General features: G+C 71.2%; 26 protein-coding genes. 15 read left to right on the top strand and 11 right to left on the bottom strand.

From position 1 onward, the window contains the following. Positions 1-27 precede the first annotated feature (27 nt). The 6 genes from IF04_RS0104285 to IF04_RS0104260 all read right to left on the bottom strand — a co-directional run bounded on the left by IF04_RS0104285 (position 28) and on the right by IF04_RS0104260 (position 6453). Positions 28-1317: an MFS transporter gene (locus IF04_RS0104285; protein WP_037958261.1), complete on the bottom strand. Its 1290-nt coding sequence runs from the start codon at positions 1315-1317 to the stop codon at positions 28-30. 68 nt (positions 1318-1385) lie between these two features. Further along, positions 1386-2162, bottom strand: a complete 777-nt coding sequence (locus IF04_RS0104280) for an SDR family oxidoreductase (protein WP_030251080.1) — start codon at positions 2160-2162, stop codon at positions 1386-1388. A gap of 59 nt (positions 2163-2221) precedes the next feature. Beyond that, positions 2222-3010 (bottom strand): glucose 1-dehydrogenase, encoded by a 789-nt coding sequence (locus IF04_RS0104275; protein WP_030251078.1) that lies wholly within the window; start codon positions 3008-3010, stop codon positions 2222-2224. A 49-nt stretch (positions 3011-3059) separates the two neighbouring features. Further along, entirely contained in the window at positions 3060-4577 is a 1518-nt protein-coding gene (locus IF04_RS0104270) for an FGGY family carbohydrate kinase (protein WP_051830672.1), read from the bottom strand. Then, positions 4574-5560 carry a transketolase family protein gene (locus IF04_RS0104265; RefSeq protein WP_030251072.1) on the bottom strand — a complete coding sequence of 329 codons (987 nt, stop codon included), beginning with the start codon at positions 5558-5560 and terminating at the stop codon, positions 4574-4576. Before IF04_RS0104265 ends, IF04_RS0104270 begins: the two co-directional genes overlap by 4 nt. Then, positions 5557-6453: a transketolase gene (locus IF04_RS0104260; RefSeq protein WP_030251069.1), complete on the bottom strand. Its 897-nt coding sequence runs from the start codon at positions 6451-6453 to the stop codon at positions 5557-5559. The genes IF04_RS0104265 and IF04_RS0104260 overlap by 4 nt, the downstream gene beginning before the upstream one ends. Positions 6454-6606: 153 nt before the next feature. Between IF04_RS0104260 and IF04_RS0104255 the strand changes: the two genes are divergently transcribed. Then, the gene (locus IF04_RS0104255; protein WP_030251066.1) at positions 6607-7581 is read left to right on the top strand and encodes a sugar-binding transcriptional regulator; all 975 of its coding nucleotides are present in this window, start codon (positions 6607-6609) and stop codon (positions 7579-7581) included. A gap of 22 nt (positions 7582-7603) precedes the next feature. Here IF04_RS0104255 and IF04_RS0104250 read toward each other — a convergent pair whose 3' ends face one another. Both IF04_RS0104250 and IF04_RS0104245 read right to left on the bottom strand, forming a co-directional pair. Beyond that, positions 7604-7993, bottom strand: a complete 390-nt coding sequence (locus IF04_RS0104250; protein WP_030251064.1) for a VOC family protein — start codon at positions 7991-7993, stop codon at positions 7604-7606. A gap of 61 nt (positions 7994-8054) precedes the next feature. Continuing rightward, a complete protein-coding gene (locus IF04_RS0104245; RefSeq protein WP_030251062.1) occupies positions 8055-8639 on the bottom strand; it encodes a helix-turn-helix domain-containing protein in 585 nt (194 codons plus the stop codon). Positions 8640-8772: 133 nt separating this feature from the next. Here IF04_RS0104245 and IF04_RS0104240 point away from each other — a divergent pair, with 133 nt between their 5' ends. The 11 genes from IF04_RS0104240 (at position 8773) to crcB (IF04_RS0104190) (ending at position 18467) form a co-directional block, all read left to right on the top strand. After that, positions 8773-9609 (top strand): DMT family transporter, encoded by an 837-nt coding sequence (locus tag IF04_RS0104240; RefSeq protein WP_030251059.1) that lies wholly within the window; start codon positions 8773-8775, stop codon positions 9607-9609. A gap of 86 nt (positions 9610-9695) precedes the next feature. Further along, positions 9696-10343, top strand: a complete 648-nt coding sequence (locus IF04_RS0104235; protein WP_030251056.1) for an FMN-binding negative transcriptional regulator — start codon at positions 9696-9698, stop codon at positions 10341-10343. Between the two features lie 42 nt (positions 10344-10385). Further along, positions 10386-11093 carry a B3/B4 domain-containing protein gene (locus IF04_RS0104230; protein WP_030251053.1) on the top strand — a complete coding sequence of 236 codons (708 nt, stop codon included), beginning with the start codon at positions 10386-10388 and terminating at the stop codon, positions 11091-11093. A 119-nt stretch (positions 11094-11212) separates the two neighbouring features. Next, a complete protein-coding gene (locus IF04_RS0104225; RefSeq protein WP_245654266.1) occupies positions 11213-14695 on the top strand; it encodes a phosphodiester glycosidase family protein in 3483 nt (1160 codons plus the stop codon). 106 nt (positions 14696-14801) lie between these two features. After that, on the top strand, positions 14802-15971 hold the full coding sequence (locus tag IF04_RS0104220) for a YihY/virulence factor BrkB family protein (protein ID WP_078599823.1): 1170 nt from the start codon (positions 14802-14804) through the stop codon (positions 15969-15971). A 61-nt stretch (positions 15972-16032) separates the two neighbouring features. Beyond that, positions 16033-16515: a phage holin family protein gene (locus IF04_RS0104215; RefSeq protein WP_425428359.1), complete on the top strand. Its 483-nt coding sequence runs from the start codon at positions 16033-16035 to the stop codon at positions 16513-16515. Further along, positions 16512-16925 carry a DUF3618 domain-containing protein gene (locus tag IF04_RS36455; protein WP_051830669.1) on the top strand — a complete coding sequence of 138 codons (414 nt, stop codon included), beginning with the start codon at positions 16512-16514 and terminating at the stop codon, positions 16923-16925. The genes IF04_RS0104215 and IF04_RS36455 overlap by 4 nt, the downstream gene beginning before the upstream one ends. After that, positions 16922-17188 carry a DUF4235 domain-containing protein gene (locus IF04_RS0104205; protein ID WP_030251036.1) on the top strand — a complete coding sequence of 89 codons (267 nt, stop codon included), beginning with the start codon at positions 16922-16924 and terminating at the stop codon, positions 17186-17188. The genes IF04_RS36455 and IF04_RS0104205 overlap by 4 nt, the downstream gene beginning before the upstream one ends. Before the next feature lie 129 nt (positions 17189-17317). Continuing rightward, complete coding sequence (locus tag IF04_RS0104200) at positions 17318-17509, top strand: DUF6381 family protein (protein WP_030251033.1); 192 nt, start codon at positions 17318-17320, stop codon at positions 17507-17509. A 101-nt stretch (positions 17510-17610) separates the two neighbouring features. Beyond that, on the top strand, positions 17611-18096 hold the full coding sequence (crcB, locus tag IF04_RS0104195; RefSeq protein ID WP_030251030.1) for a fluoride efflux transporter CrcB: 486 nt from the start codon (positions 17611-17613) through the stop codon (positions 18094-18096). Next, positions 18093-18467, top strand: coding sequence for a fluoride efflux transporter CrcB (gene crcB, locus IF04_RS0104190; protein WP_030251027.1), 375 nt, complete (start codon positions 18093-18095; stop codon positions 18465-18467). The genes crcB (IF04_RS0104195) and crcB (IF04_RS0104190) overlap by 4 nt, the downstream gene beginning before the upstream one ends. Positions 18468-18494: 27 nt before the next feature. Here crcB (IF04_RS0104190) and IF04_RS0104185 read toward each other — a convergent pair whose 3' ends face one another. Further along, complete coding sequence (locus IF04_RS0104185; protein WP_030251024.1) at positions 18495-20552, bottom strand: phosphocholine-specific phospholipase C; 2058 nt, start codon at positions 20550-20552, stop codon at positions 18495-18497. Positions 20553-20808: 256 nt separating this feature from the next. On the opposite strand from IF04_RS0104185, the gene ctaD reads away from it, so the two are divergent. After that, positions 20809-22518 carry an aa3-type cytochrome oxidase subunit I gene (ctaD, locus tag IF04_RS0104180; RefSeq protein ID WP_030251021.1) on the top strand — a complete coding sequence of 570 codons (1710 nt, stop codon included), beginning with the start codon at positions 20809-20811 and terminating at the stop codon, positions 22516-22518. Next, on the top strand, positions 22515-22898 hold the full coding sequence (gene ctaF / locus IF04_RS0104175; RefSeq protein WP_030251017.1) for an aa3-type cytochrome oxidase subunit IV: 384 nt from the start codon (positions 22515-22517) through the stop codon (positions 22896-22898). The genes ctaD and ctaF overlap by 4 nt, the downstream gene beginning before the upstream one ends. A 7-nt stretch (positions 22899-22905) precedes the next feature. On the opposite strand, the gene qcrB is transcribed toward ctaF, so the two are convergent. After that, positions 22906-24555, bottom strand: coding sequence for a cytochrome bc1 complex cytochrome b subunit (gene qcrB, locus IF04_RS0104170; protein ID WP_245654265.1), 1650 nt, complete (start codon positions 24553-24555; stop codon positions 22906-22908). A 275-nt stretch (positions 24556-24830) separates the two neighbouring features. Further along, complete coding sequence (locus IF04_RS0104165; protein ID WP_030251011.1) at positions 24831-25172, bottom strand: DUF6479 family protein; 342 nt, start codon at positions 25170-25172, stop codon at positions 24831-24833. 363 nt (positions 25173-25535) lie between these two features. On the opposite strand from IF04_RS0104165, the gene IF04_RS0104160 reads away from it, so the two are divergent. After that, positions 25536-26324: a SigB/SigF/SigG family RNA polymerase sigma factor gene (locus tag IF04_RS0104160; protein ID WP_051830668.1), complete on the top strand. Its 789-nt coding sequence runs from the start codon at positions 25536-25538 to the stop codon at positions 26322-26324. The last annotated feature ends 66 nt before the right edge of the window (positions 26325-26390 follow it).

The following is a 26390-nucleotide window of genomic DNA, read 5'->3' as shown; positions in this document are numbered from 1 at the left end:
CGGTAACCAAGCCCGCGAAGCGGGGGATCAGCCGGCTATGGGCTGTCGGTTTTCCGTCGTGGGGGTGGCCGTCCTGTCCTCGCGGTACTGGGGGTCGGACGGGCTCTTCAGGAAGTGGGACATCAGCGCGGCGGCCAGGTAGAGGAGGGTGAAGACCCAGACCAGGCCGTGTACACCGACCAGTGGGCGGAAGACGGCGACCAGCGCGGGGCCGACGAAGGCGGCGAGGCCGGCGCCGAGGCTGTAGACCGCGAAGGCGCTGCCGCGGTCCTCGGGGCGGCCCATGGACAGCAGCAGGGCGGGGATCGGGGTGAAGCCGGAGAGGATGAAGCCCCAGAACATGGCGCACACCGTGGCGACCCAGAAGTTGTCCTTGAACGCCATCGGCCCGTAGTAGATCGCGAGGGTGGCGATCGCGCAGCCGACGCAGCCGAACCACGTCACCGTACGCCGCCAGCCGATCCGGTCGCCCAGCGCGCCGAAGATCAGGCCCGCGGGCAGATTGGCCGCGAACATCAGCGTGACCATGAGCAGGTACTGCTGCAGCGTCAGCCCGATGGTCTTGGTGAAGAAGATCGGGAGGAAGACGAAGAAGCCGTACTGCGGTGCGGTGTTGATGATGCGGACGATGCCCGCGAGCGCGACCTTGGGGCTGCGCCACAGGATGTCGATGCCGCCGATCATCTGGCCCTTGAAGGTGGCGTTCTCGACCATGGGCCGGCTGCCGGTGGGTTCCTTCAGGCCGAGACAGGCGACCAGGGAGCCGGCGACGACGATGACCAGTGCCACCCACAGAGTGCCGTACTCGCCGACCAGCGGGATCGAACCGCTGGCGACGAGCGAGCCGAAGGTGGGCAGGCCGCCGGTGAAGCCGAACCAGAACCAGCCGATGGCCGTACCGACGCGCTTGACCGGCGCGACGGCGATGACCCAGATGAGGAAGCTGAAGGCGAAGAGCGGGTAACCGAGGCCGCGGATCGCGTAACTCAGCATGACAACGGTGTAGTTGTCGGTGGGCAACGCGGCGGCGAGAAAGACGATCTGGAAGACGGTCCAGATGCCGGCACCCAGCCACATGACGCGCTTGGGGCCCCAGAGGGCCGAGAGAGTGCCGGAGAACCACGCGGCGATGGCGGCCGCGACGCCGTACGCGGTGATGACCGAGGCCGCCTGGCCGTCGGTGAATCCGCGGTCGGTGAGGAAGGGCGAGAGGTAGTTGGATTCCACCCCGTCGCCGATCATGAAGAGCAGGAGGCCGGCGTAGCCCAGCAGGAGGGGACGGGGTATGCCGAGGCGGGTGGTCCAGTGGTGGGACATGCGCGCTCCTTGCGGACAGAGCGGTGAAGGGGGAGGGGGAGAGGGAAGGCGCGTGGGGGGCCGGGCGGTCACCAGCAGACGTAGCCGCCGTCGACGATCAGGTCGACGCCGGTGCAGTACGCCGCCGCGTCCGAGGCGAGGAAGACGGCCGGTCCGACCAGGTCGGTGACCTCGGCATTGCGCCCGAGCGGGGTGTCGCCCGCGTACTGCTCCATCCGCTCGATGATCTCGGGGCGGGTGTTCATCGGGGTGTAGGTGTTGCCGGGGCTGATCGCGTTGACGCGGACGCCGCGGCGGGCCCACTCGGTGGCCAGGCTCTTGGTCAGATGCACCACGCCGGCCTTGGAGGAGTTGTAGTGCGCCTGGGTGAGGCCGCGGTTGGCGATGGTCCCGGACATCGAGGCGATGTTGACGATGGAGCCGCCGCCGTGCGCGAGCATCACCCGGGCCTCGGCCTGGGCGCTGAGGAAGACGCCGGTCAGGTTGACGTCGATGACCTTGCGGAAGTCGGCCGCGGCCATGTCCTCGGCGGGGGTGGCACCGGCGATGCCCGCGGAGTTGACGGCCGCGCGGATCGGCCCGAGGGCCTCGACGGCCTGCCCGACCGCGGCGGCCAGCGCCTCGGCGTCGGTGGTGTCGGCGCTGACGGCGAGTGCGCGGCCGCCCTTGGCGGCGATCTCGTCGGCGGTGGCCTGCGCGGCCTCGAGGTTGAGGTCGAGGCAGGCGACATCGGCGCCACAGGCGGCGAAGCCGAGCGCGATACCCCGGCCGATGCCGCTGCCGGCGCCGGTCACGAGGGTGGGCTTGCCTTCGAGGGAGAACGCGTCGGGGGTGAAGGTGCTCATGGGGAGATCGCTTTCGTACGGGGGAGAAGAGGTACAACAGGCGCGCCGCAAGGGGCGCCTCAGCTCATGAACATGCCGCCGTCGATGTTGATCGTCTGGCCGGTGACGTACTCGGCCGCGTCGCTCGCGAGGAAGAGCAGCACGTTGGCGATGTCGTCGGGGGTACCGGCGCGGCCGGCCGGGATGCCCGCGACCCACTCCTTCATCAGCTCGCCGGGCCCGTAGTCGCCCAGCAGTTCGCCCCAGGCGCGGTCGTTGTAGTCCCACATGTCGCTGCCGACGATGCCGGGCGCGTACGCGTTGACGGTGATGCCCTCGGGTGCCAGTTCCTTGGCCAGGCTCTGGGTGATGCCCATGACGCCGAACTTGGACGCCGCGTAGTGCGGGGTGTAGACGAAGCCCTGCCGGGACTGACCGGAGGCCGCGTTGAGGATCCGGCCACGGACTCCGTGACGGCGCATGGCCGCGGCGGCGGCCTGGGCGCAGAGGAAGACGCCCTTGGTGTTGACCGCCATCACCCGGTCCCAGTCCCGCTCGGTGAGATCGGCGAGCCGGTGGATGCTGATGACACCGGCGTTCTGTACGGAGACATGGACGCCGCCGAAGGTCGACTCGGCCGTCTCGTACAACGCGTTGACCCGGTCCGGGTCGGTGACGTCGGTGGGAACGGCGAGCGCGCTGCCGCCGCCCGAGGTGATGTGGTCGGCCGCTTCGTGGACCGCGGGGTCCAGGTCGGCGAGGACGACATGGGCGCCTTCGCCTGCGAAGCGCTCGGCGATACCGCGTCCGATGCCGCGGGCGGCGCCGGTGACGACCACCGTCTTTCCCGCGTAGCGCTGTTCGGTCATGAGTGAGTCCTCCAACTTCCTTGTTGTGAGGGGGTGTTGATGGAAAAAATCAGTGAACGGGGCCGCGCGAGCGGGCCACCGCGTCCCGCCAGCCGCGCAGCCGTGCTTCCCGCCAGGGCGCGTCTTGGGTGGGGGAGAAGAGGGCGGGCCCGGCCCCGAGGGACGCGAGATCCGCTTCGTCCCACATCCCGAGGGCGAGCCCCGCGAGGTGGGCGGCGCCCAGCGCGGAGATCTCGGGACGCCCGGCACGACGTACGGGACAGCCGATCAGCTCGGCCTGGAAGGACATCAGCAGGTCGTTGGCGGTGGGCCCGCCGTCCGTCCGCAGCTCGGCCACCGAGCCGCCGAGCGCGGTCCCGAAGCGCGAGAAGGTGTCCGCCACTTGGTACGCGATCGATTCCACGGCGGCGCGGGCGATCTCGGCGGGGCCCGTGTTGGCGCCGATTCCGATGAGCAGCGCCCGTGCCGAGCGGTCCCAGTAGGGGGCGCCGAGACCGTGGAAGGCCGGTACGAGGTAGAGGTCCTCGTCGCGTCCCCCGGCGGCCAGTTCGGCGATCCCGGCCGGGTCGGTGCCGAGCAGTCGGGCCGCCCAGCGGACCGCCGTACCGGCCGAGGCGATATTGGCCTCCAGCGCCTGCTCCGGGGCCCGCCCGGCCCGCTGCCAGGCGAGGGTACGGCTGACACCGTCCGGCGTCGGCGTACCGGGCGGGCAGAGCGCCATCAGCGAGGAGCCGCTGCCGTACGTCGCCTTCACCACACCGGGGCGCCCCTGGCTCTGCGCGAAGAGCGCGGCATGCGAGTCGCCGAGCACCGCGCCGACCGGTACGCCGTCGGGCAGTATCGGCAGGCCACGGGTGTGACCGAGCGGCCCGGTGGAGGGCACCACGCGCGGCAGTGCCTGCACCGGTACGCCGAACAGCTCCAGCAGGTCGGGGTCCCAGTCCCCGGTGTCCAGGCTGAGCAACTGCGTCCGGGAGGCACAGCCCACCTCGGTCATATCGCCGTCGCCGTCAGGCCCGGCCGTGCCCTGCGTGAGGCAGCGCAGCAGCCAGGCGTCCAGCGTCCCGATGCGCAACTGCCCGGCACGGGCCCTGGTCCGGTCCGGATCCAGGTCGTCCAGCAGCCACGCGGCCTTCGTCGCGGAGAACATCGGATCGACGGGCAGCCCGCTGCGCTCGGTGATCAGCGCGGCGAAGGGGCCCTCGGCCAGCGTCCGGCAGCGGTCCGCGGTACGCCGGTCCTGCCAGCTGATCAGCCGGCTCAGCGGCTTGCCGGTGGCCGGGTCCCAGGCCATGACGGCCTCCCGCTGCACGCTCAGCGCGAGGCCCGCGACCCGGGCCCCGGGGCGCGCCTCGGCCAGCTCGCCGAGCACGCCCAGTACGCCGCTCCAGATGGCGGCCGGGTCCTGCTCGACGTGCCCGGGCTGCGGACGGTGCTCGTCCAGCGCACGGTACGCGGTGGCGATCACCTGCCCGGCGGCGTCGACGAGCAGCGCCTTGGTACCGCTCGTCCCCTGATCGAGGGCGATGAGGCAGTCGGCGGAGGCGGGCTTGGGCGCGCTGTTCACGAGGTCGCAGCTCCTGGGGTACCGGCCGAAGCGGGCGTGGCCGCGTCGAGCAGCTCGTCCGCGGCGTGCAGTACGCCCTCCGCGGTGATGCCGAAGTGCTCGGCGAGGAACGCGGCGCTGCCGGTGGGCGTGAACTCGTCCGCGACACCGAGCAGCCGCATCGGTACGGGGTGGTGGGCGACGACCGTCTCGGCGACGGCGCTGCCGAGGCCGCCGTGCACATTGTGTTCCTCGACGGTGATGATGCGGCCGGTCTCCCGGGCCGCCGCGAGCACGGCGTCCTCGTCGAGGGGCTTGATGGTCGAGAGGTTCAGGACGCGGGCGCTGACACCCGCCGCGGCCAGCTTGTCCGCGGCCTCCAGCGCGGCCGGAACGGTGGTGCCCGCGGCGATCACGGTCAGATCGGTGCCCTCGCGGAGGGTGGCGGCCTTGCCGACCCGGAAGGGCACATGCGGCGTGACGTCCGGGACGCCCGTACGGCCGATGCGGAGGAAGACCGGCCCGTCGTACTCGTGCGCCCACAGCAGCGCCTCCCGGGTCTCCGCCGGGTCGGCGGGCACCAGCACGGTCAGCTCGGGGAGGGTACGCAGCCAGGCGAGGTCCTCGACGCTGTGGTGCGTCGGGCCGAGCTGCCCGTACGCGAAGCCGGGGCTCATCGCGCACAGCTTCACATTCGTACGCGAGTAGGCGACATCCGCCTTGATCTGCTCCAGCGCGCGGCCGGTGAGGAAGGGCGAGGCGGCGCACACGTAGGGGACGCGGCCGCCGTTGGCCAGGCCCGCACCGGCACCGACCATCGTCTGCTCGGCGATGCCGACGTTGATCAGCCGGTCGGGGAAGCGCCCGGCGAACTCCTTGAGGTTGCTGGAGCCGACGGAGTCGTTGCAGACGGCGACGGTGCGCGGGTCCTGCTCGGCCAGTTCGATGAGGGTCTGCGCGAAGACCTTGCGGCAGTCGTGCAGGGCGGGGGCGGCGGTGGTCATCGTGCGAGCTCCTGGAGGGCGGCGGCGGTCTGGTCGGCGGTGGGGACCTTGTGGTGCCACTCCGCGCGGTTCTCGATGAAGGACACTCCCTTGCCCTTGACGGTGTCGGCGATCAGACACACCGGGCGGTCCGCGTCCGGACCGTCCGGATGGGCGGACAGTGCCTGGTAGAGGGCCTCGTGGTCGTGCCCGTCCACGTGCTGGACGGCGAAGCCGAAGGCGGCCCACTTGTCGGCCAGCGGCTCCAGGCCGGAGGTCTCCTCGGTGCCGGCGCCCTGCTGGAAGCGGTTGCGGTCGACGATCACGGTGAGGCCCGCGAGCTTGTGGTGCGCGGCCGACATGGCGGCCTCCCAGTTGCTGCCCTCCTGCAGCTCGCCGTCGCCGGTGAGGACGACCGTACGGCGGGCCGAGCCGTCGAGCTTGGCGGCGAGCGCGGTGCCGACCGCGACGGGCACGCCGTGGCCGAGCGGGCCCGTGTTGGTCTCCACGCCGGGGATCTTGCGCCGGTTGGGGTGGCCGTTGAGCGCGGACAACGGCTCCATGTACGTGTCCAGCTCGGCGTCGGCGAAGAAGCCGGCGTACGCGAGCGTGGCGTACAGAGCGCCGGAGGCGTGGCCCTTGCTCTGGATGTAGCGGTCGCGCTCGGGTGCCTCGGGGTTCTCAGGGTCGAGGTCGAGCACGGCCGTGTACAGCACGGCGAGGACGTCGGTCGCGGAGAAGTCACCGCCGATGTGGCCCTGCCCGGCCCGGCTGATCATCGCCAGGTTCCGGCGGCGGATCGCCGTGGCGGCGTCGCGCAGCGAACGAGCCCTGTCCTCGGCGGTGGCGGCGCGGAGCGCCTGCCGGGTGGCCCGGAGCCGGGAGGTCGCTCCGGGCACTGCAACGAGTGGCATGTGAATACCTATTCAGGATAGAGTTTCTATTCAGCAGCAGTAAAACCCTGCGCCCTCGGGCCGTCAACCCCCTGATGGGTGGCGGGGTGACTCCCGTACCGTTGCCGTAGTCGATCAGCGCCCGGTGGGCGGCGCTGTGGGAAAGGAAGGCCGATGAGTTCTCGCGAAGAGCTGCGGGTGATGACCCGTGTAGCGCGCATGTACTACACGGAGGGCGTCCGGCAGCCCGAGATCGCGGCCCGGCTCGACCTGTCCCAGGCGAAGGTCTCGCGCCTGCTCAAGAAGGCCCAGCAGCAGGGCATCGTGCGCATCACCGTCGCGCCCGCGCCCGGCACCAACCCCGACCTGGAAGACGCACTGCAGCAGCAGTACGGCGTGAAGCTCGCACTCGTCGTGGACACCGATCCCGAGGACGAGAAGAGCCTGATGGCCGACCTCGGCTCGGCCGCCGCGTACTACCTGGAAACCACCCTGCGCTCGGGTGACGTGGTCGGTCTGTCTTCCTGGAGCGCCACGCTCCTGGCCACGGTCGACGCCATGCAGCCGGTGCCGGGCCTGCGTGACATCCGCATCGTCCAGGCGGTCGGCGGGGTCGGCGACCCTGCCGCCTCCGGCCATGCCTCACGTCTCACGGGACGCCTCGCCGACCTCGTACGCGGCGAAGCGGTGTACCTCACCGCGCCGGGGCTCGCAGGCTCCGCCGAGAGCGCCCGAGCCCTGCGCGAAGACCCCTTCACCGCCTCGACGTTGGAGCTTCTGGACCATCTCACCCTCGCCCTCGTGGGCATCGGCGAGGTGGAGCCCTCCAGTACGCTCGCGCAGAGTGGCAACGCCTACTCGCCCGACGAGCTCAAGACCCTGGAGCGGCAGGGCGCGGTGGGTGACGTGTGTCTGCACTTCTACGACGCTCACGGCACGCCGATGAACTCCCGGCTGGACGACCGGGTCGTGGGCATCACCACGGACCAACTCCGCGCCGTACCACGGACGGTGGGCATCGCCGGCGGCCGCCGGAAGCGTGACGCGATCCGCGGCGCCCTCCGCGGCGGCCTCATCGACGTCCTCATCACGGACCACGCGACGGCGCGTTCGCTGCTCGAGAGTCAGGTCCGGGCCCCGGCCGAGTAGCCCGGGGCCCGGACCGGGTGTCCTAGTTCGTGTGCACGATCTGGATCAGGTTGCCGCAGGTGTCGTCCAGGACCGCGGTGGTGACCGTGCCCATGTCCAGCGGCTCCTGGGTGAACCGCACCCCGAGCTCGCGCAGCCGGTCGAACTCCGCCTGTACGTCGTCCACGGCGAAGGAGGTGGCCGGGATGCCGTCCTGGACGAGCGCCGTCTTGTACGGCTGCACCGCGGGGTGGCCGGAGGGCTCGAGCAGCAGCTCGGTCCCCTCGGGATCTTCCGGCGAGACCACGGTCAGCCACCGGGCCTCCTCGCCCAGCGGAATGTCGTGCTTCTTCACGAAGCCCAGCATGTCGGTATAGAAGCGCAGCGCCTTTTCCTGGTCATCGACGAAGACGCTGGTGATGTAGATCTTCACGGGGGCTCTCCGGTGCCTCGGGCCTAGGGGGTCGGTGGTCCAACCTAAGCAAGCAGTCGGATCAGGTCGGGGAGCCCGGGCCGGGCGGGAGGTGGACGGTCATGATCAGGTGGCAGGTCCGGTCGCCCGCGCCGCGGTAGGTGTGGGCCGCGTCGCCGTCGAAGGTGGCGGTCTGGCCGGCTTCGACCGGGTGCTCGGCGCCGTCGACGACCAGCGTCATCCGGCCGGCGGTGACACTGACCGTTTCCACGACGCCGGCCTGGTGGGGGTGGCTGGGGTACTCCTCGCCCGGCTCCAGCTTCCAGCGCCAGACCTCGACCGGGGCCGGTCCCGAGGTGGTCAGCATGAGCCGGGCCTCGCCGCCCTCGGGGCCGGTCCACAGCGGGGTCAGGTCGTCGGCGGAGGCGACGCGTACGCGTCCTTCCGTCCGGCCCTCCATCAGCGCGGAAACCGAGACGCCGAGGGTGTCGGCCAGCCGCACCAGCGTGGCGAAGTTCGGGTTTCCCTGGGCCTTCTCCAGCGCTACCAGGGCGCCCTTGCTGACCTGGGCGCGCCGGCCCAGTTCGTCCAGCGACAGGCCCGCGCGGGTGCGGGCCGCCCGGACGTTGTGTGCGAGCGTCCGCAGGGCTGCCTCGGTCTCTGCCATCCGATCACCATCTTCGCCAGTGGATGAGTGGGCCAGTGAACCACTGGAATGTACCGCGCGGTCGTTTGGTTGACATCCTGCGGTCGGTCCGTTGTACGGTTCAGTCGTTCCATTGATAGTAAGGGATGCAACTGTGATCGCTCTACTGCTGGCCCTGGGCAGCTCCCTCGCCTATGGCTGCGCCGACTTCCTCGGCGGCCTCGGCGCCCGCAAGGCGCATGTGCTGCGTACCGTGATGGTCGCAGCGCCGGCCTCGCTCGCGGTCGAACTGCTGCTGTGGCCGGTCCTCGGCGCCTCGTTCAGCGCCGCCACCCTCGGCTGGGGTGCCGCCTCCGGTGTCGCCTCGGCCACCGCGTTCGCCCTGCTGTACAAGACGCTGGCGATCGGCCCGATGAACGTGCTGTCGCCCGTGACCGCGCTGGTGTCCGCCGCGCTGCCCGTCGCCGTGGGACTGCTGCAGGGCGAGCACCTGGCCCTCGCCGGACTGATCGGCCTGCCGCTCGCGCTCGTCGCGGTCGTCCTGGTCAGCGCGGGGCACGGCGCCGGGTCGGCGCGACCCTCCCGTACGGCGCTGCTGCTGGCCTTCGGCGCGGGCGCCGCCATCGCCCTGCAGCTGGTCTTTCTGCACCAGGCGCCGTCCGACAGCGGGGTCGGCCCGCTGATCGTCGGCCGGGCGGTCTCCTCGGCCGTCACCCTGGCCGCGGCGGGGGTGATGTACCGCAGGCTGGGCTCCGAGCGGCCCGCGTACGCGATCTCGGCCACTGCCGGTGTACTGGACTCGGTCGCGAACCTGCTGTTCCTGCTCGCCGCCCGCAGTGGTGACCTCACCGTCGTCGCCGTGATCACCGCCCTGTACCCGGCCGGCACCGTACTGCTCGCGCGCGGCGTGCTCGCGGAACGTATCCATCGCAGCCAGCTCGTCGGCCTGGGCACCGCCGCGGTTGCGGTCAGCCTCCTCGCCCTGACCTGAACCGCCGCCGTCAGCCTCGTCGCCGTCACCTGTACTGCTGTACCGCGCCACTGCCGTACCGCAGCACCGCCGCCAAGGAGAAGCACATGTTCATCCAGCCCTGGGACGCAAGCCTGGACGATGCCGAATGGCAGAGCTGGATCGCCGACGGTCATGACTTCGGGCAGCTCAGCGTCAATGGCCTGCCCGGCCACCCGCCCGCCGTCGTTCCCACCCACTTCACCACCGACGGCAGCCACCTGCTGATCCACCTCGCCCGGCCCAACCCGGTCTGGAAGGCGATCGAGCACGACCCCCACGTCACCTTCACCGTCATCGGCGATTACGCCTTCATCCCCGGCCCCTGGCGCGCCAAGCCCGATGTTCCGCCCACCGACGGCGTGCCCACCAGCTACTACGCGGCCGTTCAGTTCGCCTGCCGCGCCCACATCATCGACGACCCGGAGGCCAAGGCGGAACTGCTGCGCCGCCAGCTCGCCCACTTCCAGCCCGACGGTGACCACGCCCCCATGGACGTCGACCAGCCGCCGTACGGCCGGATGCTGCCCGGCATCCGCGGGCTGCGCCTCGAAGTCACCGAGGTGCGGGCCAAGTTCAAGTACGACGACCACAAGCCCGTCGAGCACCGCACCGCCGTCGCGGACCGCCTGAGCGAGCGCGGCCAGGGCCTGGACGCACCCACCGCACGCCAGCAACTCCGCCGCCTGGACCGCATCGGCCCCTGGAAGCCCTGACTACCCCGCACCCGCACCCGCACAGGAAACGGAATCCCGCCCATGCCCGCCTTCCGCATCGCCCCCGCCGTCGCCGACGCCTTCCCCGACACCCTCATCGCCCTGGTCACCGCCGCCGGCCTGCGCGGCCGCGAGCCCTGGCCCGACACCACCGCCGCCCTGGAGGACCTGGAACAGCAGCTCGCCGACGGCACCTGGCAACCCGCCGACGAGACCGACCCCCGCATCGAGGCGTGGCACACCGCCTACCGCTCCTTCGGCACCAACCCCCGCCGCATCCGCCCCAGCGTCGACGCACTCGGCCGCCGGATGGCCAAGAAGGGCACCCTGCCGCGCATCAACCCGGCCGTCGACTCGTACAACGCCGTCTCCGTCCGCCATGGGCTGCCTGCCGGCGCCTTCGACCTCGACCAGGTCACCGGTGACGTCGAGATCCGTTACGCGGAGGGGAGCGAGGAGTTCACCCCGCTCGGCGAACCCGACACCGTCGAGAATCCCAAGCCCGGCGAGATCATCTACGCCGACACCACCGGCGTCCTGACCCGCCACTGGAACCACCGCGACGCCCACCGCACCCGCGTCACCGAGGACTCGACCCATGTCGCCTTCGTCCTCGAAACCCTGCACGCCGACCGCGACGGCCACCTCCTGAAGTCCGCGGCGGACGAACTCCAGAGCCTGCTCGCCCCGCACGCCGAGCAGACCGCGGTGCACTACCTCAGCCCCGCTCAGCCCCACGTCGGAGCCTGAGGGCGGCTTCGGGTGTGCAGGAGCTCTGGTGGGCCGTCATGTGCACCGGGATGCTGGGCCGTTGAGCGCGTGCAGAGCGCACGTGCTGTCCGCTCCCAGGAGTTGCCGTGCTCCCCGTTGTGTCCGCCAGACCCGTGGCGGTGCTCGCAGCAGTCTCCGCGCTGCTGCTGGGCGCCGCCGCTCCGGCCGCCGCCGCGCCGCCCGAACCCCTGCCCCGTACCTCCGCCGAGATGCTCCGGCCCGTCGCACCACCGGCCGCGACCGGAGCCCCCTCGCCCCTGTCCGTCGCCGACGGCGACGGGCTGGAGACCGCCCGCACCACCCGGCCCGTCGCCCCCGGCATCCGGCTCTCGTCGTACGACCGGCTGGAATCCGACAAATGGCTCCGCGTCGACTCGCTCTCCGTCGACCTGACCGCAGGAGCCAGGGCCGACTACCTCTATCCAGGGAAGGTCGCGGAGCGAGCGCCCATCTCCCGACTCGCCGCCGCGCACGACGCCGGGCCCGGCCGCCGTACCGTCGCCGCCATCAACGGCGACTTCTTCGACATCAACCAGACCGGCGCCCCGCTCGGCCCCGGTATCGCCGACGGCCGCCCGACGCACTCGCCCGCCGCCGGCAACCACCGCGCCGTCGGCATCGGCCCGGCGGACGCCGGCCGCGTCCTCCAGCTCTACTTCGACGGCACCCTGACGCTCCCCGACGGCACCCACCCGCTCGGCGCCCTCAACGCCGCCAATGTGCCGGCCGACGGCATCGGCGCCTACACCGACCGGTGGGGCGAGACGGACCGCGCCCTCACCGTGGACGGTGCGCGGCGCACCGCCGAGGTGACCGTGGCGGACGGCCGGGTCACCGCCGTCCGCGCCGAGCCCGGCAAGGGCCCGGTCCCGGCCGGCAGCACTGTCCTGATCGGCCGTGACCAGGGCGCGGTCCGGCTCGCCGGACTCGAGGTCGGCGACCCGGTCACCATGGAGTACCGGCCGCGCACGGACAGCGGACCGGTGCCGCGCACCGCCGTCGGCGGCCGCGAACTCCTCGTCGTCGACGGGCAGGCGGTCGGCCATGAGGGCGAGGGCAACAACACCGCCGCCCCGCGCACCGCCGTCGGCTTCTCCAAGGACGGCCGCACGATGCAGATCATGACCGTCGACGGCCGGCAGGCCGACAGCGGCGGCGTCACCCTCACCGAACTCGGCCTCATGATGCAGCGGGCCGGCTCCTACAGCGCGCTGAACCTCGACGGTGGCGGCTCCTCCTCGCTGGTCGCCCGCGAGCCGGGCAACGACGCCGTACAGGTGGAGAACAGCCCGTCCGACGGCAGCGAGCGCACGGTGCCCAACGGCCTGGCCCTCACCGCGCCCGAGGGCAGCGGCGAGCTGACCGGCTTCTGGGTGGAGACCGCCATGGACGCCGGCGGCGCGCCGGGCGTGGACCCTGTACGGGGCGGCCACCCCGAGCGGGTGTTCCCCGGCCTGACGCGCCGTCTGACAGCCGCCGGACACGACGAGACGTACGGCCCTGCGAAGGGCACGCCGCGATGGCGGTCGTCCGGCTCCCACGTCGGCGACGTGAGCGCGGACGGCGTCTTCACCGCCGGGCGCAGTGGCAGTACCGAGGTCACCGCCCAGCGTGGTGACGCGCGGGGCGGCATCCGGCTGACCGTCCTGGACGACCTCGACCAACTCGTGCCGACCACCCGGACGGTCGGGCTCGCCGACGAGCGCGCCACCGGGCACTTCGGCCTGGTGGGACTGGACGCGCACGGCAGCAGCGCGCCCGTCGAGCCGGCCGATGTCACGCTCGACTACGACCGGTCCCTCTTCGCCATCACCCCGGACCCCGCGACCGGGACGTTCACCGTGAAGGCACGTGGCGCGCGGGCCGCCGGGCAGGTCAAGGCCACCGTCGCGGGCCGCAGCACCGTACTCGCGGTCACCGTCGGCCTGGCCGAGAAGCCGCTGGCGTCCTTCGACGACGCCGCCGACTGGACGTTCAGCCAGGCCCGCGCCGGGGGATCGCTCGCCGCCACCCCGGACGGGCACACCGGCACCGGCCTGGAGATGACGTACGACTTCACCAAGTCGACCGCCACCCGCGCCGCGTACGCCACTCCGCCGCGGCGGATCCCTGTCGACGGGCAGGCACAGTCCTTCGGGCTGTGGGTCAAGGGCGACGGGCACGGGGCCTGGCCGACCCTCCACCTCAAGGACGCGGCGGGCTCGGACGTCCTGCTGCGCGGCCCGTACGTCACCTGGACAGGATGGCGACATATCGACTTCGCCGTACCGGCAGGCGTCGCCCACCCCCTGCAAGTGCACCGCTTCTACCTCGCGGAGACCGGCGCCGACCGCCAGTACACCGGCAAGATCGCCCTCGACGACCTGACCGCGCAGGTCCCGCCGTCCGTGGACCTGCCACCGGAGCCGGTCCGGCCGGACCCGCTCATCGACCCGGCCGCCGGGACCGAGGGCCGGGACTGGCGGTTCGCGGTGATGTCCGACGCGCAATTCGTGGCCCGCGCCCCGGACAGCCCGATCGTCGCCCAGGCGCGACGCACCCTGCGGGAGATCAAGGCCGCCCGCCCCGACTTCCTGGTCATCAACGGCGACCTGGTCGACGAGGGCTCGCCCGAGGACCTGCGGTTCGCCCGCAAGATCCTGGAGGAGGAGCTGGGCGACGCGCTGCCCTGGTACTACGTACCGGGCAACCACGAGGTCATGGGCGGCCGGATCGACAATTTCACCGCCGAATTCGGCGCGGCGCAGCGGACCTTCGACCACCGCGGGACCCGCTTCCTCACCCTGGACACCTCCAGCCTCCGGCTGCGCGGCGGCGGGTTCGCGCAGATCAAGAACCTGCGCGAGCAACTGGACCGGGCGGCGCGCGATCCCCGTATCGGCTCGGTCATGATCATCGAACACGTACCGCCGCGCGACCCCACCCCGCAGCAGGGCAGTCAGCTCGGCGACCGCAAGGAGGCGGCGCTGCTGGAGACCTGGCTCGCCGACTTCCGGCGCACGACCGGCAAGGGCGCGGCGCTCATCGGCTCCCACGTGGGGGTCTTCCACGCCTCGCACGTGGACGGCGTGCCGTATCTGATCAACGGCAACTCGGGGAAGGCCCCCGCGGCGCCAGCCGGCGAGGGTGGGTTCACGGGCTGGTCGATGGTCGGCGTGGACCGGGTGCCGGCGGAGGACCGGGAACGGAACCGGGCCCGGCCGTGGGAGGGCGGCCCGGACTGGGTGTCCGTCCAGACGCGCGCCCACGTGGACGGCCTCACGCTCACCGCACCGGCCGAACTGCCCGCGGGGAATTCCGACGCGGTGCGGGCGACCGTGCTGCAGGGCGAGGGACCGGGCGCGCGCCGCGTGCCGGTCGGCTTCCCGCTCAGCGCGGACTGGACGGGCTCGCCGAACCTGTACATCGGTGATCCGGCCGACGCCAAGCGGCGCCATGTGGCGGCCTACGATCCGGTGACGGGGCGACTCACCGCCCTGCGCGCGGGCACGGCCACGCTGGCCGTCACGGTGAACGGGGCCACGGCGAGAGCCGCGTTCACGGTACCGGCCGCGGCAGGGTCCGCCGCCAGGGCAGGCTGAGCAGTGCTTTCCCGCCCGCCCCAGACCGTTTGCGGGTGAAATACCCGGCGCGCAGACCGCGGTACGGAATCCGTTTCGGTTCGGGGCGGGCGGTAACCCACGACGTATGGCACGGACAACGCGACCGGGGGGCCGGGAGGGCCCCGCTCGCCGCGCCGGTGAGGGCCCCGGGGAACCGGCGGCCCGGATACCCGCAGCGCGGCAGGAATCAGGTGCGGAACCGGCCTCGCGCCAGGAGCCGCCCTCACGCCAGGAACCGTCCTCGCGCTCGGAACCCACCGACCGGCCGGGACCCGACCCGCTCGTCAAGCGCCAGGCGCCCGACGAGCCCACCGGCCTGCCGAAGAAATCCTGGTGGGCCGTGCTGCGCGGCACGGTCAAGGAATTCAAGGACGACGAGCTGGCCGACCGGGCGGCGGCCCTGACGTACTACGGCGTGCTCTCGCTGTTCCCCGCACTGCTCGTACTGGTCTCCCTGCTGGGCATCGCGGGCGAGTCGACGGGGCGGCGGGTGATGGACACGCTGCAGCAGCTGGCGCCCGGTTCGGTACGGCAGGTGCTCAGCAACGCCATGACGCAGCTGCAGGGCAACGCGGGCGTCGGCTCGCTGGTGGCGGTCGTCGGTCTGCTGGTCGCCCTGTGGACGGCCTCGGGCTACGTGGCGGCGTTCATCCGCAGCTCCAACGTCGTCTACGACATCGCCGAGGGCCGCCCGATCTGGAAGGTGCTGCCGCTGCGGCTCGCCCTGACGGTGGTGCTCATGTTGCTTGCCGTCGTCAGCGCACTCATCGTGGTGTTCACGGGCGAGTTCGCGCAGCAGGTGGGCGCGGCGCTGGGCTTCGGTGACACCGCGCTGACGGTCTGGTCGATCGCCAAGTGGCCGGTCCTCGTGGTCCTGGTCACGACCATGATCGCGTTCCTTTACTGGGGCGCGCCCAACGCCAGGGGCCGCGGCATGCGGTGGGTGACCCCGGGCAGCTTCCTGGCCCTGGTCATCTGGATGCTCGCCTCCGCCGGCTTCGCGGTGTACGTGGGGAACTTCTCCTCCTACAACAAGACGTACGGGACCCTCGCCGGCGTGATCATCTTTCTCGTCTGGCTGTGGATCACCAATCTGGCCATCCTGCTCGGCCTGGAATTCGACGCCGAACTGGCGCGGGAACGGGCGGTCGCCGGTGGCCATCCCGACGAGGAGGAGCCGTACGTGGAGCCGCGCGACACCACGAAGTGGAGCGAGGAGGAACGCCGGCGGGCCGAGACCCCCGGCGAAGCGTGATCCGCACCGGACGCGGCCACGGAAAGGCAGATGATCGGTGATGAGTACTGCTGAGAAAACGGTGACGAGCACTTCCGGAACGACGCGGCCTGCCGAGGAGCGGACGGCGGTACGCGGTACGCCGCCCCCGTATCCGGCCACGCAGCCGCGGCCGCAGCACACCGAGGACTCGGTGGGCGAGCTGGTCTCCCGCGCCTCGCAGCAGCTCTCGCAGCTGGTACGCGAGGAACTGCAGCTCGCGCAGGCGGAGATGGCACGGAAGGGCAAGCGGTTCGGCCTCGGCGGCGGACTGTTCGGCGGCGCCGGCATGCTCGGCTTCCTCGGGCTGGAAGCCCTGGTGGTCGCCGTGATCGCCGCCCTCGCGCTGGTACTGCCGGTCTGGGCGTCGGCCCTGATCATCACCGGCGCACTTCTCGCGCTCGCCGGAATCCTGGCGCTGGTCGGCAAGAAGCAGATCGCCCGGGCGACCCCGCCGGCGCCAGAAGAGGCGATCGCCGGCGTCAAGGCCGATGTCGCCGAGTTGAAGGAGAAGGCCCACCGATGACCGGTAAATCCCAGAACAAGCAGTCCCCCACCCCGGAGCAGCTCCGGGAGCGGGTGGAGCACACCCGCGAGGAGCTGGGCCGGACCGTCGAGGAGCTGGCCTCCAAGGCGGACGTGAAGGCGCGCGCGAAGGAGAAGGCCGGCGACGCCAAGGCCAAGGCGCAGGACAAGGCGGAGGACGCCAAGGCCAAGGTCCAGGACGCCGTGGGCCACTCGCGGGCCCGGATCCAGGACAGCACCGCCCACGCGGCGCAGCGGGGCCCCCTCCCGGCGCTGGTCGTGGCCGCCGCCGCGGTCCTCGTCTGGCTGCAGGTACGCCGGCGTCAGCAGCAGGGCGGCAAGGCTGCGCAGAGCGCTCGTCGTCTCCAGGGGGCCGCCCGCTGCAGCACCCGTGCCAGGAGGAGCCGATGAACGCAGCGAAGATCGCGTACACGCCCGTCGGAGTGGCGCTGGGCGCCCTCAGCGGCATGATCGCCGGGGCGCTGTTCAAACAGACGTGGAAGCGGATCGGGCACGAGGAGGACACCCCGAGCGCCAGAGACGAGGACCGCACCTGGAAGGAAGTGCTGCTGGCAGCGGCGCTGCAGGGCGCCATCTTCGCCGTCGTCAAGGCCGCCATGGACCGCAGCGGCGCCACCGCCACCCGGCGCATGACCGGGACCTGGCCGGGCTGACGCCTCCGGGACGGTGGCCCGGGTCCTCCGGGATGCGGCCGGCCGGGAGAGCTGGTTCGCTGGGAGGGCCCGCCCGTTTCCTCGGACGGGTGTCTCTGACGTGGTGTCTCGGACGCGCAAGGAGTGATCATGGGCATGGACGGTGAGGTCGGCGGCCGGATCCGGCAGATGCGGGAGAAGGCCAAGGAGCTGTCCCAGGCCGCGGAACGGACCAGCGACCCGCAGGACCGCAAGCGGCTCCAGGAAAAGGCCCGCAAGCTGGAAAGCCAGGCGGAGCAGGAGTCGAGCATGGGCAGCGGGGACATCTTCCCGATGCAGTAGGGCCGATGCAGCAGGGCTGATGCAGTCGGGCGGCTCCCCCTCCTCTACAGTCACGTCCGTCCGCCACACCCGTGGCGGACGGACGTTTTGAGAGTGCACACGTGTCAGAGGCCCACCCCTCCAAGCTGAACGAACCGGTCGACTCCGATGTCGATCTGCACGTCCCGCCGCGGCCCGCCGGACGGCCGGAACGGCAGGGACCCGTCGTGGCCGTCGTCGCCCTCGGCGGCGCCATCGGGGCAGTGGCGCGCTACGGCGCCTCGCTCCTGTGGCCGACGCCGCCCGGCGCCTTCCCGTGGACGACGCTCGCCGTCAATGTGCTCGGCTGCGCCCTCATCGGCGTCCTCATGGCCGTGGTCGGCGGGGCCCGGTCCCTGCACCCACTGGTCCGGCCCTTCCTCGGTACCGGCGTGCTCGGCGGCTTCACGACCTTCTCCACCTACGCCGTGGACATCCAGCACCTGCTCCAGTCCGGGGAGGCCGCCACCGGCCTGGCGTATCTGGCGCTGACCCTGCTCATGGCGCTGGCCGCGGTGTGGGCCGCCGCGACCGGCACCCGTCGCATCCTCGGAGGCCGTACGCGGTGAACTGGCTGCTCGTGATCGTCGGGGCGATGGCCGGGGCCCCGCTGCGCTACCTCACCGACCGCGCCGTCCAGGCCCGCCACGACACGGTGTTCCCCTGGGGCACCTTCACCGTCAACGTCGTCGGCTGCCTGGTGCTGGGGCTGCTGACCGGAGCGGTCGCCGCGGGCGCCGCCTCCTCCCAGGTACAGCTGCTGTTCGGCACCGGCCTGTGCGGCGCGCTGACCACGTACTCGACGTTCTCGTACGAGACGCTGCGGCTGGCCGAGGGCGGCGCGCGCTTCTTCGCCGTGGCCAACGCGGCGGCGAGCGTGGTGGCCGGGCTGGGGGCCGCGTTCGTGGGCGCGGCGGTGGCGCAGGCCCTCTGGGGCTAGCACCACCGCCGCGGCCGGACGGGACGGTCAGTCCGTGCGGATCGCCGGGTCGCTCACGCCCGCCTCGCCGGTCTCGACATGGCCGGCGAAGCGGCGCAGGAACGCCGTGTCGGCTTCGGAGGTCACCGTCAGGTCGTACCAGCGCTTACTGGGGCGCAGGTCGACGGTGTGGGTGACGGTGGCGCCGGCCCGGACCTTGAAGGTCTCGTCGGGGCCGCCGTAGGCGTTGGCCAGCGTGAGGTCCACGTCGGAGCGGCCGGCGTTGGTGAACGTCAGCTTGACGTTGCCCGTGGTGCCGTCGTGGCGGGCCATCACCTCCGGGCCCGCGGTCTTGCCCGGTCCCTTGAAGACGCGCAGGAACCCGTTCGGGCCGAAGACCGAGAGGTCGTAGACGCCCTTGGAATAGGCGGTGTTCCAGGTGTCGGTGACCGGCTTGCCCGCCGCGGCGGTGTACGTCCAGGGGCCGTCGCCGCGGTTCCCCGCGGTCACGTAGAAGGCCGCGCCCGTCTTGTCGCCGCCGCTGAGGGTGAGCGTGTACTTCCCGGCCGCGGCGTCGGCCGAGCCGTCGGCGTGCGGGGCGTAGGGCAGGGCGCGGGCCGGGCGGGAGCCCTTCTCCTGGCGGGGGAGGGCGGGGTTGGCCGGCGGCTTGGGGACGTAGTCGTCGTGCCGGTCGCCGTCCGGCGGGCGGTAGCCCTCGGTGTCCGGGAGGGTGACCGGCTGGGTGTCGGGGTGCGCGAAGTCGAAGGCCGAGGTCAGGTCGCCGCAGATGGCACGGCGCCAGGGCGAGATGTTGGGCTCGTGGACGCCGAAGCGGCGCTCCATGAAGCGGATGACGGAGGTGTGGTCGAAGGTCTCGGAGCAGACGTAACCGCCCTTGCTCCAGGGCGAGAGGACCAGCATCGGCACCCGCTGGCCCAGGCCGTACGGGCCCGCCGCGTACCCCTTGCCGCCCTTGTAGAGGTCCGGGCCGACGTCCACGGTGGAGCGGCCCTGGGAGTCGGAGGACGGCGGGTACGGCGGCACGACATGGTCGAAGAAGCCGTCGTTCTCGTCGTAGGTGAGGAACAGCGCCGTCTTGCTCCACACCTCCGGGTCGGAGGTGAGTGCGTCCAGGACCTGCGAGACGTACCAAGCACCGTAGTTCGCGGGCCAGTTGGGGTGCTCGGTGAACGCCTCGGGGGCCACGATCCAGGAGATCTTGGGCAGCTTCCCGCCCTTGACGTCGGCCTTCAGCCGGTCGAAGAGGCCGTCGCCCTGCTTGACGTTCGTGCCGGTGCGCGCCTTGTCGTACAGCGGGTCGCCGGGCTTCGCGTTGCGGTACTGGTCGAAGTAGAGCAGCGAGTTGTCGCCGTACGTGCCCCGGTACGCGTCGTCGATCCAGCCCCACTTGCCGTCCGCGTCGAGCCCGTCGCCGATGTCCTGGTAGATCTTCCAGGAGACGCCGGCCTTCTCCAGCCGCTCGGGGTAGGTGGTCCAGCTGTACCCGGCCTCCTCGTTGCCGAGGACCGGGCCGCCGCCGGTGCCGTCGTTGCCGGTGTACCCGGTCCACATGTAGTAGCGGTTGGGGTCGGTGGAGCCGATCAGTGAGCAGTGGTACGCGTCGCAGATGGTGAAGGTGTCGGCGAGCGCGTAGTGGAAAGGAATGTCCTCGCGCGTCAGATACGCCATGGTCGTCGCCGACTTGGCGGGTATCCACTGGTCGTACTTGCCGTCGTTCCACGCCTTGTGGCTGCCGGCCCAGTCGTGGTTGAGGTCCTGGATGAACTGCAGCCCGAGGTTGTCGGCCGCCGGCCGGAACGGCAGCACCTCCTTCGTGCCGTCCGGCTGGTGCCACACCGGCTTGCCGCTGGGCAGCGTCACGGGGCGCGGGTCACCGAAGCCGCGTACGCCGCGGAGCGAGCCGAAGTAGTGGTCGAAGGACCGGTTCTCCTGCATCAGTACGACGATGTGCTCGACGTCGTCGATGGTGCCGGAGCGGTGCTGTGCCGGGATCGCGGCGGCGCGGGCGATGCTGCCCGACAGCGCGGCGAAGGCCGCGGTGCCTCCGGTGAGTTGCAGAAAGCGGCGGCGGTCCAGATGCGGCATGGGCGGATGACCTCTTCTTGAGTGGGGGGCAAGAGTGGCACATGGTGCGCGAGTCAATTCTCGCGGCGTCTGCGCACGCAGCGAAACCCCATCCCGCGGTCATTACGTGACCAAGAGGTGCCGATGACCCGGCCATGAGCCGAACCGCGGGTGCTCCTTACGGGTGGCGGCCGGCCGCAGGGCGCTGCGGACCGCGGCAAACGCCCCCGGTGATGACAGGCTGGCGGGTGTCGGACCGGTCGGACGGAGGCTATCGGTGGTCCACGTTGAGCGGCAGGCGCGTGCGGCAGCCGCCGCGAGGCGCCGGATCGAGACCGGCAGCCGGATCCGCGGCTGGCTGACCACCACCGACCACAAGGTGATCGGCAATCTCTACCTCGTGACCGCCTTCGCGTTCTTCCTGTTCGCGGGTTTGCTGGCCATGCTGATGCGGACCGAACTGGCCCGCCCCGGACTGCAGCTCGTCACGGCCGAGCAGTACAACCAGCTCTTCACCATCCACGGCACGATCATGATGCTGCTCTTCGCGACGCCGATGTTCGCCGGCTTCGCCAATGCCGTCATGCCGCTGCAGATCGGCGCGCCGGACGTCGCCTTCCCCCGGCTGAACGCGCTGACCTACTGGCTGTTCCTCTTCGGCGGCCTGATGGTCGTCGCCGGCTTCCTCACCCCGCAGGGCGCGGCGTCCTTCGGCTGGTTCGCGTACGCGCCGCTCAACGGCGCCGTCCGCACGCCGGGGGAGGGCGGCGATCTGTGGGCGATGGGGCTGATCCTGTCCGGGCTCAGCACGACGCTGGGCTCGGTGAACTTCGTTGCGACCATCATGACGCTGCGCGCGCCCGGCATGACGATGTTCCGGATGCCGATCTTCACGTGGAACGTGCTCTTCACCTCGATCCTCGCCCTGCTGGCCTTCCCGGTCCTCACCGCCGCGCTCTTCGCGCTGCTCGCGGACCGGAAGTTCGGCGCGCACATCTTCGACGCGGCCAACGGCGGGGCCGTCCTGTGGCAGCACCTGTTCTGGTTCTTCGGGCACCCCGAGGTCTACATCGTGGCGCTGCCGTTCTTCGGCGTGATCACCGAGATCGTGCCGGTCTTCAGCCGCAAGCCGATCTTCGGTTACGTCGGCATGGTCGGCGCGACCATCGCCATCACGATGCTCTCGGCGACCGTCTGGGCGCACCACATGTTCGCCACCGGCGCGGTGCTGCTGCCGTTCTTCTCCCTGATGTCGTTCCTGATCGCCGCGCCCACGGGCGTGAAGTTCTTCAACTGGATCGGCACGATGTGGCGCGGCAGCCTGTCCTTCGAGACGCCGATGCTGTGGGCCGGCGGCTTCCTGGTGACCTTTCTGCTCGGCGGGCTGAGCGGGGTCCTGATCGCCTCCCCGCCGCTGGACTTCCACGTCACCGACACCTACTTCATCGTCGCCCATCTGCACTACGTCCTGTTCGGGACCGTGGTCTTCGCGATGTTCGGCGGCTTCTACTTCTGGTGGCCCAAGCTGACCGGCCGGATGCTCGACGAACGGCTGGGGAAAATCCACTTCTGGACGCTCTTCACCGGCTTCCAGGTCACCTTCCTCGTCCAGCACTGGCTGGGGTCGAACGGCATGCCCCGGCGGTACGCCGACTACCTCGCGGCCGACGGCTTCACGGTCCTCAACACCGTCTCCTCCATCGGCTCCTTCCTGCTCGGGCTGTCCACGCTGCCGTTCCTGTACAACGTCTGGCGGACCACCAAGTACGCGGCGAAGGTCGGCGTGGACGATCCCTGGGGCTGGGGCCGGTCGCTGGAATGGGCCACCTCCTGCCCGCCGCCCCGGCACAACTTCCACGCGCTGCCCCGCGTCCGCTCCGACTCGCCCGCCTTCGACCTGCACCACCCCGAGGCGTACCGGCTGGCGGCCGGCGAGCGCGGGACGGTGGAACCGACCCCCGACACCCATGGAGAGCAGCGCCGATGAAGGCCGAGGCATACCTGTTCGGCGGGGTCGCGGCGTTCTTCCTCGTCGTGGACGTCGTCTACGCGCTGGCCTCCCTGGAGCCCGCGGGCGTGGCGGCGCTGACCGTGTCCTGCCTGATGGCCGCGGTGGTGTCCTTCTTCTGCGCGATGAACCACCGGCGCAAGGGGGCCCGGCCGGAGGACGACCGGCAGGGGGAGATCGCGCACCGGGCCGGCCCGCTGGACTTCTTCCCGCCCAGGAGCGGCTACCCGTCGCTGACCGCGCTGGGCGCCGCCGTCGCCGGACTGGGCATCGTCTTCGGGCTGTGGCTGTTCCTCATCGGCTTCGGCGTGCTGATGGCGGGCGCCTTCGGGATGGTCTTCGAGTTCAACGACCGCTGACGGGCTCTTACCGAGCGGCGTCCGGCGTCTTTGCCGACTCCCGGTCCGGGCTCGCGGTGCGCTCGGTGATCTCGCGCCGCTGCTCGGGGTCGGCCGGCAGCGGGACGTGATCGCGGTAGTACCAGCCGTTCAGCGCGATCCGCAGCCGCTGTCCGCGCGAGGTGAGCCCGGCCGCCGGGCGGGGCAGCGGCTCGGGTACGTCGCGGACGAGGATGACGTACTTCCGCTCGGCGGAAATGCCGGTGTGCCCTTCGCCCAGCGCGCCGTAGACGCTCTGGGTCACCTCCCCGGTCTCCTCGCCCTCGGCCAGCAGCTCGCGGTCCGCCGCCTGCAGGGCGAGGCAGAGCCGCTTGGTGAGCCAGAAGGCGGCGACCGGCCCGAGGACGAGGGCGATCCGCAGCACCCACGTGAGCGCGTCGACGGAGATCCGGAAGGAGTAGGCGATGACGTCGTTGCCGCCCGCCAGCAGCAGTACGGCGTAGAAGACGAGCGCGCCCACGCCGAGCGCCGTACGGGTGGGGCGGTTCCGCGGCCGGTCGCACAGATGGTGCTCACCGCGGTCCCCGGTCACCCAGCGCTCGAAGAAGGGATAGAGGTACAGCGCGAAGAACAGCAGGCCCGGGAGCACGAGCGTGGGAATGAAGACATTCCACATGACCGTGTGGCCGAACAGGTTCGTCTCGAAAGGCGGCATGAGCCGCAGGCCGCCCTCCAGGAATCCCACGTACCAGTCGGGCTGGACGCCGGTGGACACCTGATCCGGGCGGTACGGGCCGTAATCCCAGACCGGATTGATCTGGGCGAGCGCGCCGAGGCAGGAAAGTACGCCGAAAATCATCAGCAGGAGACCGGTGGTCTTCGCGGTGAAGTGCGGGACCATCGGCTGTCCGACGACGTTCCTGTTGGTGTGGCCGGGCTTGTTCCAGTGTGTGTGTTTCAGGGTCACCACGAGCAGCAGGTGCAGACTGAGCAGCGCGATGATGATTCCCGGGATCAGCAGGATGTGCAGCACGTAAAGGCGCGGAATGATGCCCGTCCCGGGATACGCGCCCTGCCAGAGGAAGAAATTGAGATAGCTGCCGACGAGAGGAATCGAGGTCACGATGGCATTGGCGGTGCGCAGCCCCGTGCCGGAGAGCGAATCGTCCGGGAGGGAGTAACCGGCGAAGCCCTCCAGCATCGCCAGCATGAAAAGCGTGACGCCGACCATCCAGTTCAGCTCGCGCGGCCGCCGGAAGGCCCCGGTGAAAAAGACCCGGAACAGATGGGTGCCGATCGCGGCCAGGAAGACCAGGGACGCCCAGTGATGAATCTGCCGGATGAGCAGCCCGCCGCGCACCTCGAAACTGATGTCGAGGGTGGAGGCGTAGGCGTGCGACATCCGCGTGCCGTCCAGCGGAAGGTGCCGGCCGTGATAGACGGTCTCCGCCATGCTCGGGTCGAAGAACAGCGTCAGATAGGTGCCGGTGATCACCAGCACGACAAAACTGTAGAGCGCGATTTCCCCGAGCAGGAAGGACCAGTGGTCGGGGAATGCCTTGCGGAGCAGCGCCTTGGCCCCCTCGGCGAGGGGAAGCCGCCGGTCGAGGGCGGTGAACGCAGCGCCGGCCGCCCCCTCGGCCCGTTCCTCCAGCCGGGCCCCGCGCCGTCGGAACACCTGCACCGAACTCCCTCCCGGGCCCCCGGCCCGGCCGCCGCTCATGACTTCCTTGCATGGCTAACCGGTACGGGTCGGAGACAATCCGGAAAGGGGCCGCGCGGCCGACCCGCGGCCGGTTGTTCAGCCGTTCGGCGGAGCGGCGCCGAGCATTACGGAAAGGGGCCGGAGAAGGTCAGGGCCGGAGAAAGGCATGACCGAGTGCGGCCGGTCGCGTTCTCCGCGCCCGGTCGCTTTACGGGCGGACGCCGGACCGGCGCCGCCCGCCCGGGACCTCAGCCGTTACCGAAGGAGCCGCTGTGGCCCTCCTGCCATTTCCCCGGCTTTTTTCCTTCCTCGTCCGGGCGGGTGCCGCGGGTGCCGTCGAACTCGTACGGAGTGCGGCGGTGACCGTCCTGGGTGACCTCATCACCCGTGCGCATTCCCGTTTCGTATCCGCGCGGGTCCTTGGGCACCTTCGGCTGTTCTTCGGGGGAGGCCGGCCGAGACCGCTTGCGCCGCAGGCCGAGGGCCACGGCGCCGATGAGCAGGAGCACGACGACGATGCCCACGACGGCCGGACCGATGCCGACGAGCAGATCGCGGTTGGGAGCCGCCAGGGACTCATAGCTGGTCATGTCGGCCGGGTACCCGCGAATACCGGAAACGACACGTGTCACACATTCGGCCGAGCGGGGATTTCCGGGCCGTACCGGCGGATGCGCGCGCTGCTGCCAGGGCGCTTCCGCCGCACCACCCCTGTGAACGTCAGCGAAAAGCGGCGCCCACGGTGCGCCGGGCGGCGAAGTGAGAAAATGTGGACAGTGAGCCGAGGATTCGCCGCCGGGCGGTGCTCGTATGTCCGGGTACCCGGCCGGTGGGTTCGGAAACAAGTGTTTCAGCCGGAAAGCAACAACTGGCCGGCAGCCGGTAATGGTCGGCAAAAGCCGCTGTTCCCGGCGGATCTGCCGGTGCCGGAATCCCGACGGAAGGGAAGGGCCATGGCCGCCACCACCGCGCTCCGCCGCCATCAGGATGCCCCGGACACCGACGCCGCCTTCGCCCAGCTGGCCGAGCTGGCGGACGGGCCGGTGAGGAAGCGGCTCCGCGAGGAGATCGTCTGCGGCTGGCTGCCGATGGCCAACCGCCTCGCCCGCCGCTACAGCGGGCGCGGCGAGACCGAGGAGGACCTGCGGCAGGTCGCCGCGGTCGGCCTGCTCAAGGCCGTCGACCGCTTCGACCCGACCTCGGGCACGCCCTTCCCCGCGTACGCCATCCCGACGATCCTCGGTGAGCTGCGGCGGCACTTCCGGGACGACCTGTGGGCCGTCCACGTGCCGCGCCGCACGCAGGAGCTGCGGGCCACCGTCCACCAGGCACGCGAAGCGCTGGAATTCCGCAATGGCTCCGGCTCCCTCACCATCGGCGACCTGGCCGAGCACACCGGCCTGTCCGAGGAGGACGTGGTGCTGGGCCTGGAGGCGCAGGGGGCGTACACCGCGCTGTCGCTGGAGTGCCCCATGAGCACGGACGCCGGCCACTCCTTCCACCTCGCCGACTTCCTGGGCGACGAGGACCCGGAGCTGGAGCTGGTCGAGGAGCGGCTGTGCGCCGCGCCGATCCTGCGGGCCCTGCCGCCGCGTGACCGCGCCATCCTCTATCTGCGGTTCTTCCGCGACATGACGCAGAGCCAGATCGCCGAGGAGGTCGGCATCTCGCAGATGCACGTCTCCCGCATCCTGCAGCGCTGCTGCCGCCTGGTGCGCGTCGAGGTGACACCGCAGGCGTGACGGGCACCCGGTGGCCGTGATGAGTGGCCGTGCGAGCCACCGACGACGTCCAGGGGTGGAGAACAA

Origin of the sequence: Streptomyces violens, assembly GCF_000717745.1 — a bacterium.
Taxonomy (GTDB): domain Bacteria; phylum Actinomycetota; class Actinomycetes; order Streptomycetales; family Streptomycetaceae; genus Streptomyces; species Streptomyces violens.
Note: the sequence above shows the minus strand (reverse complement) of the source record. Positions and strands in the feature narration are given on the sequence as shown.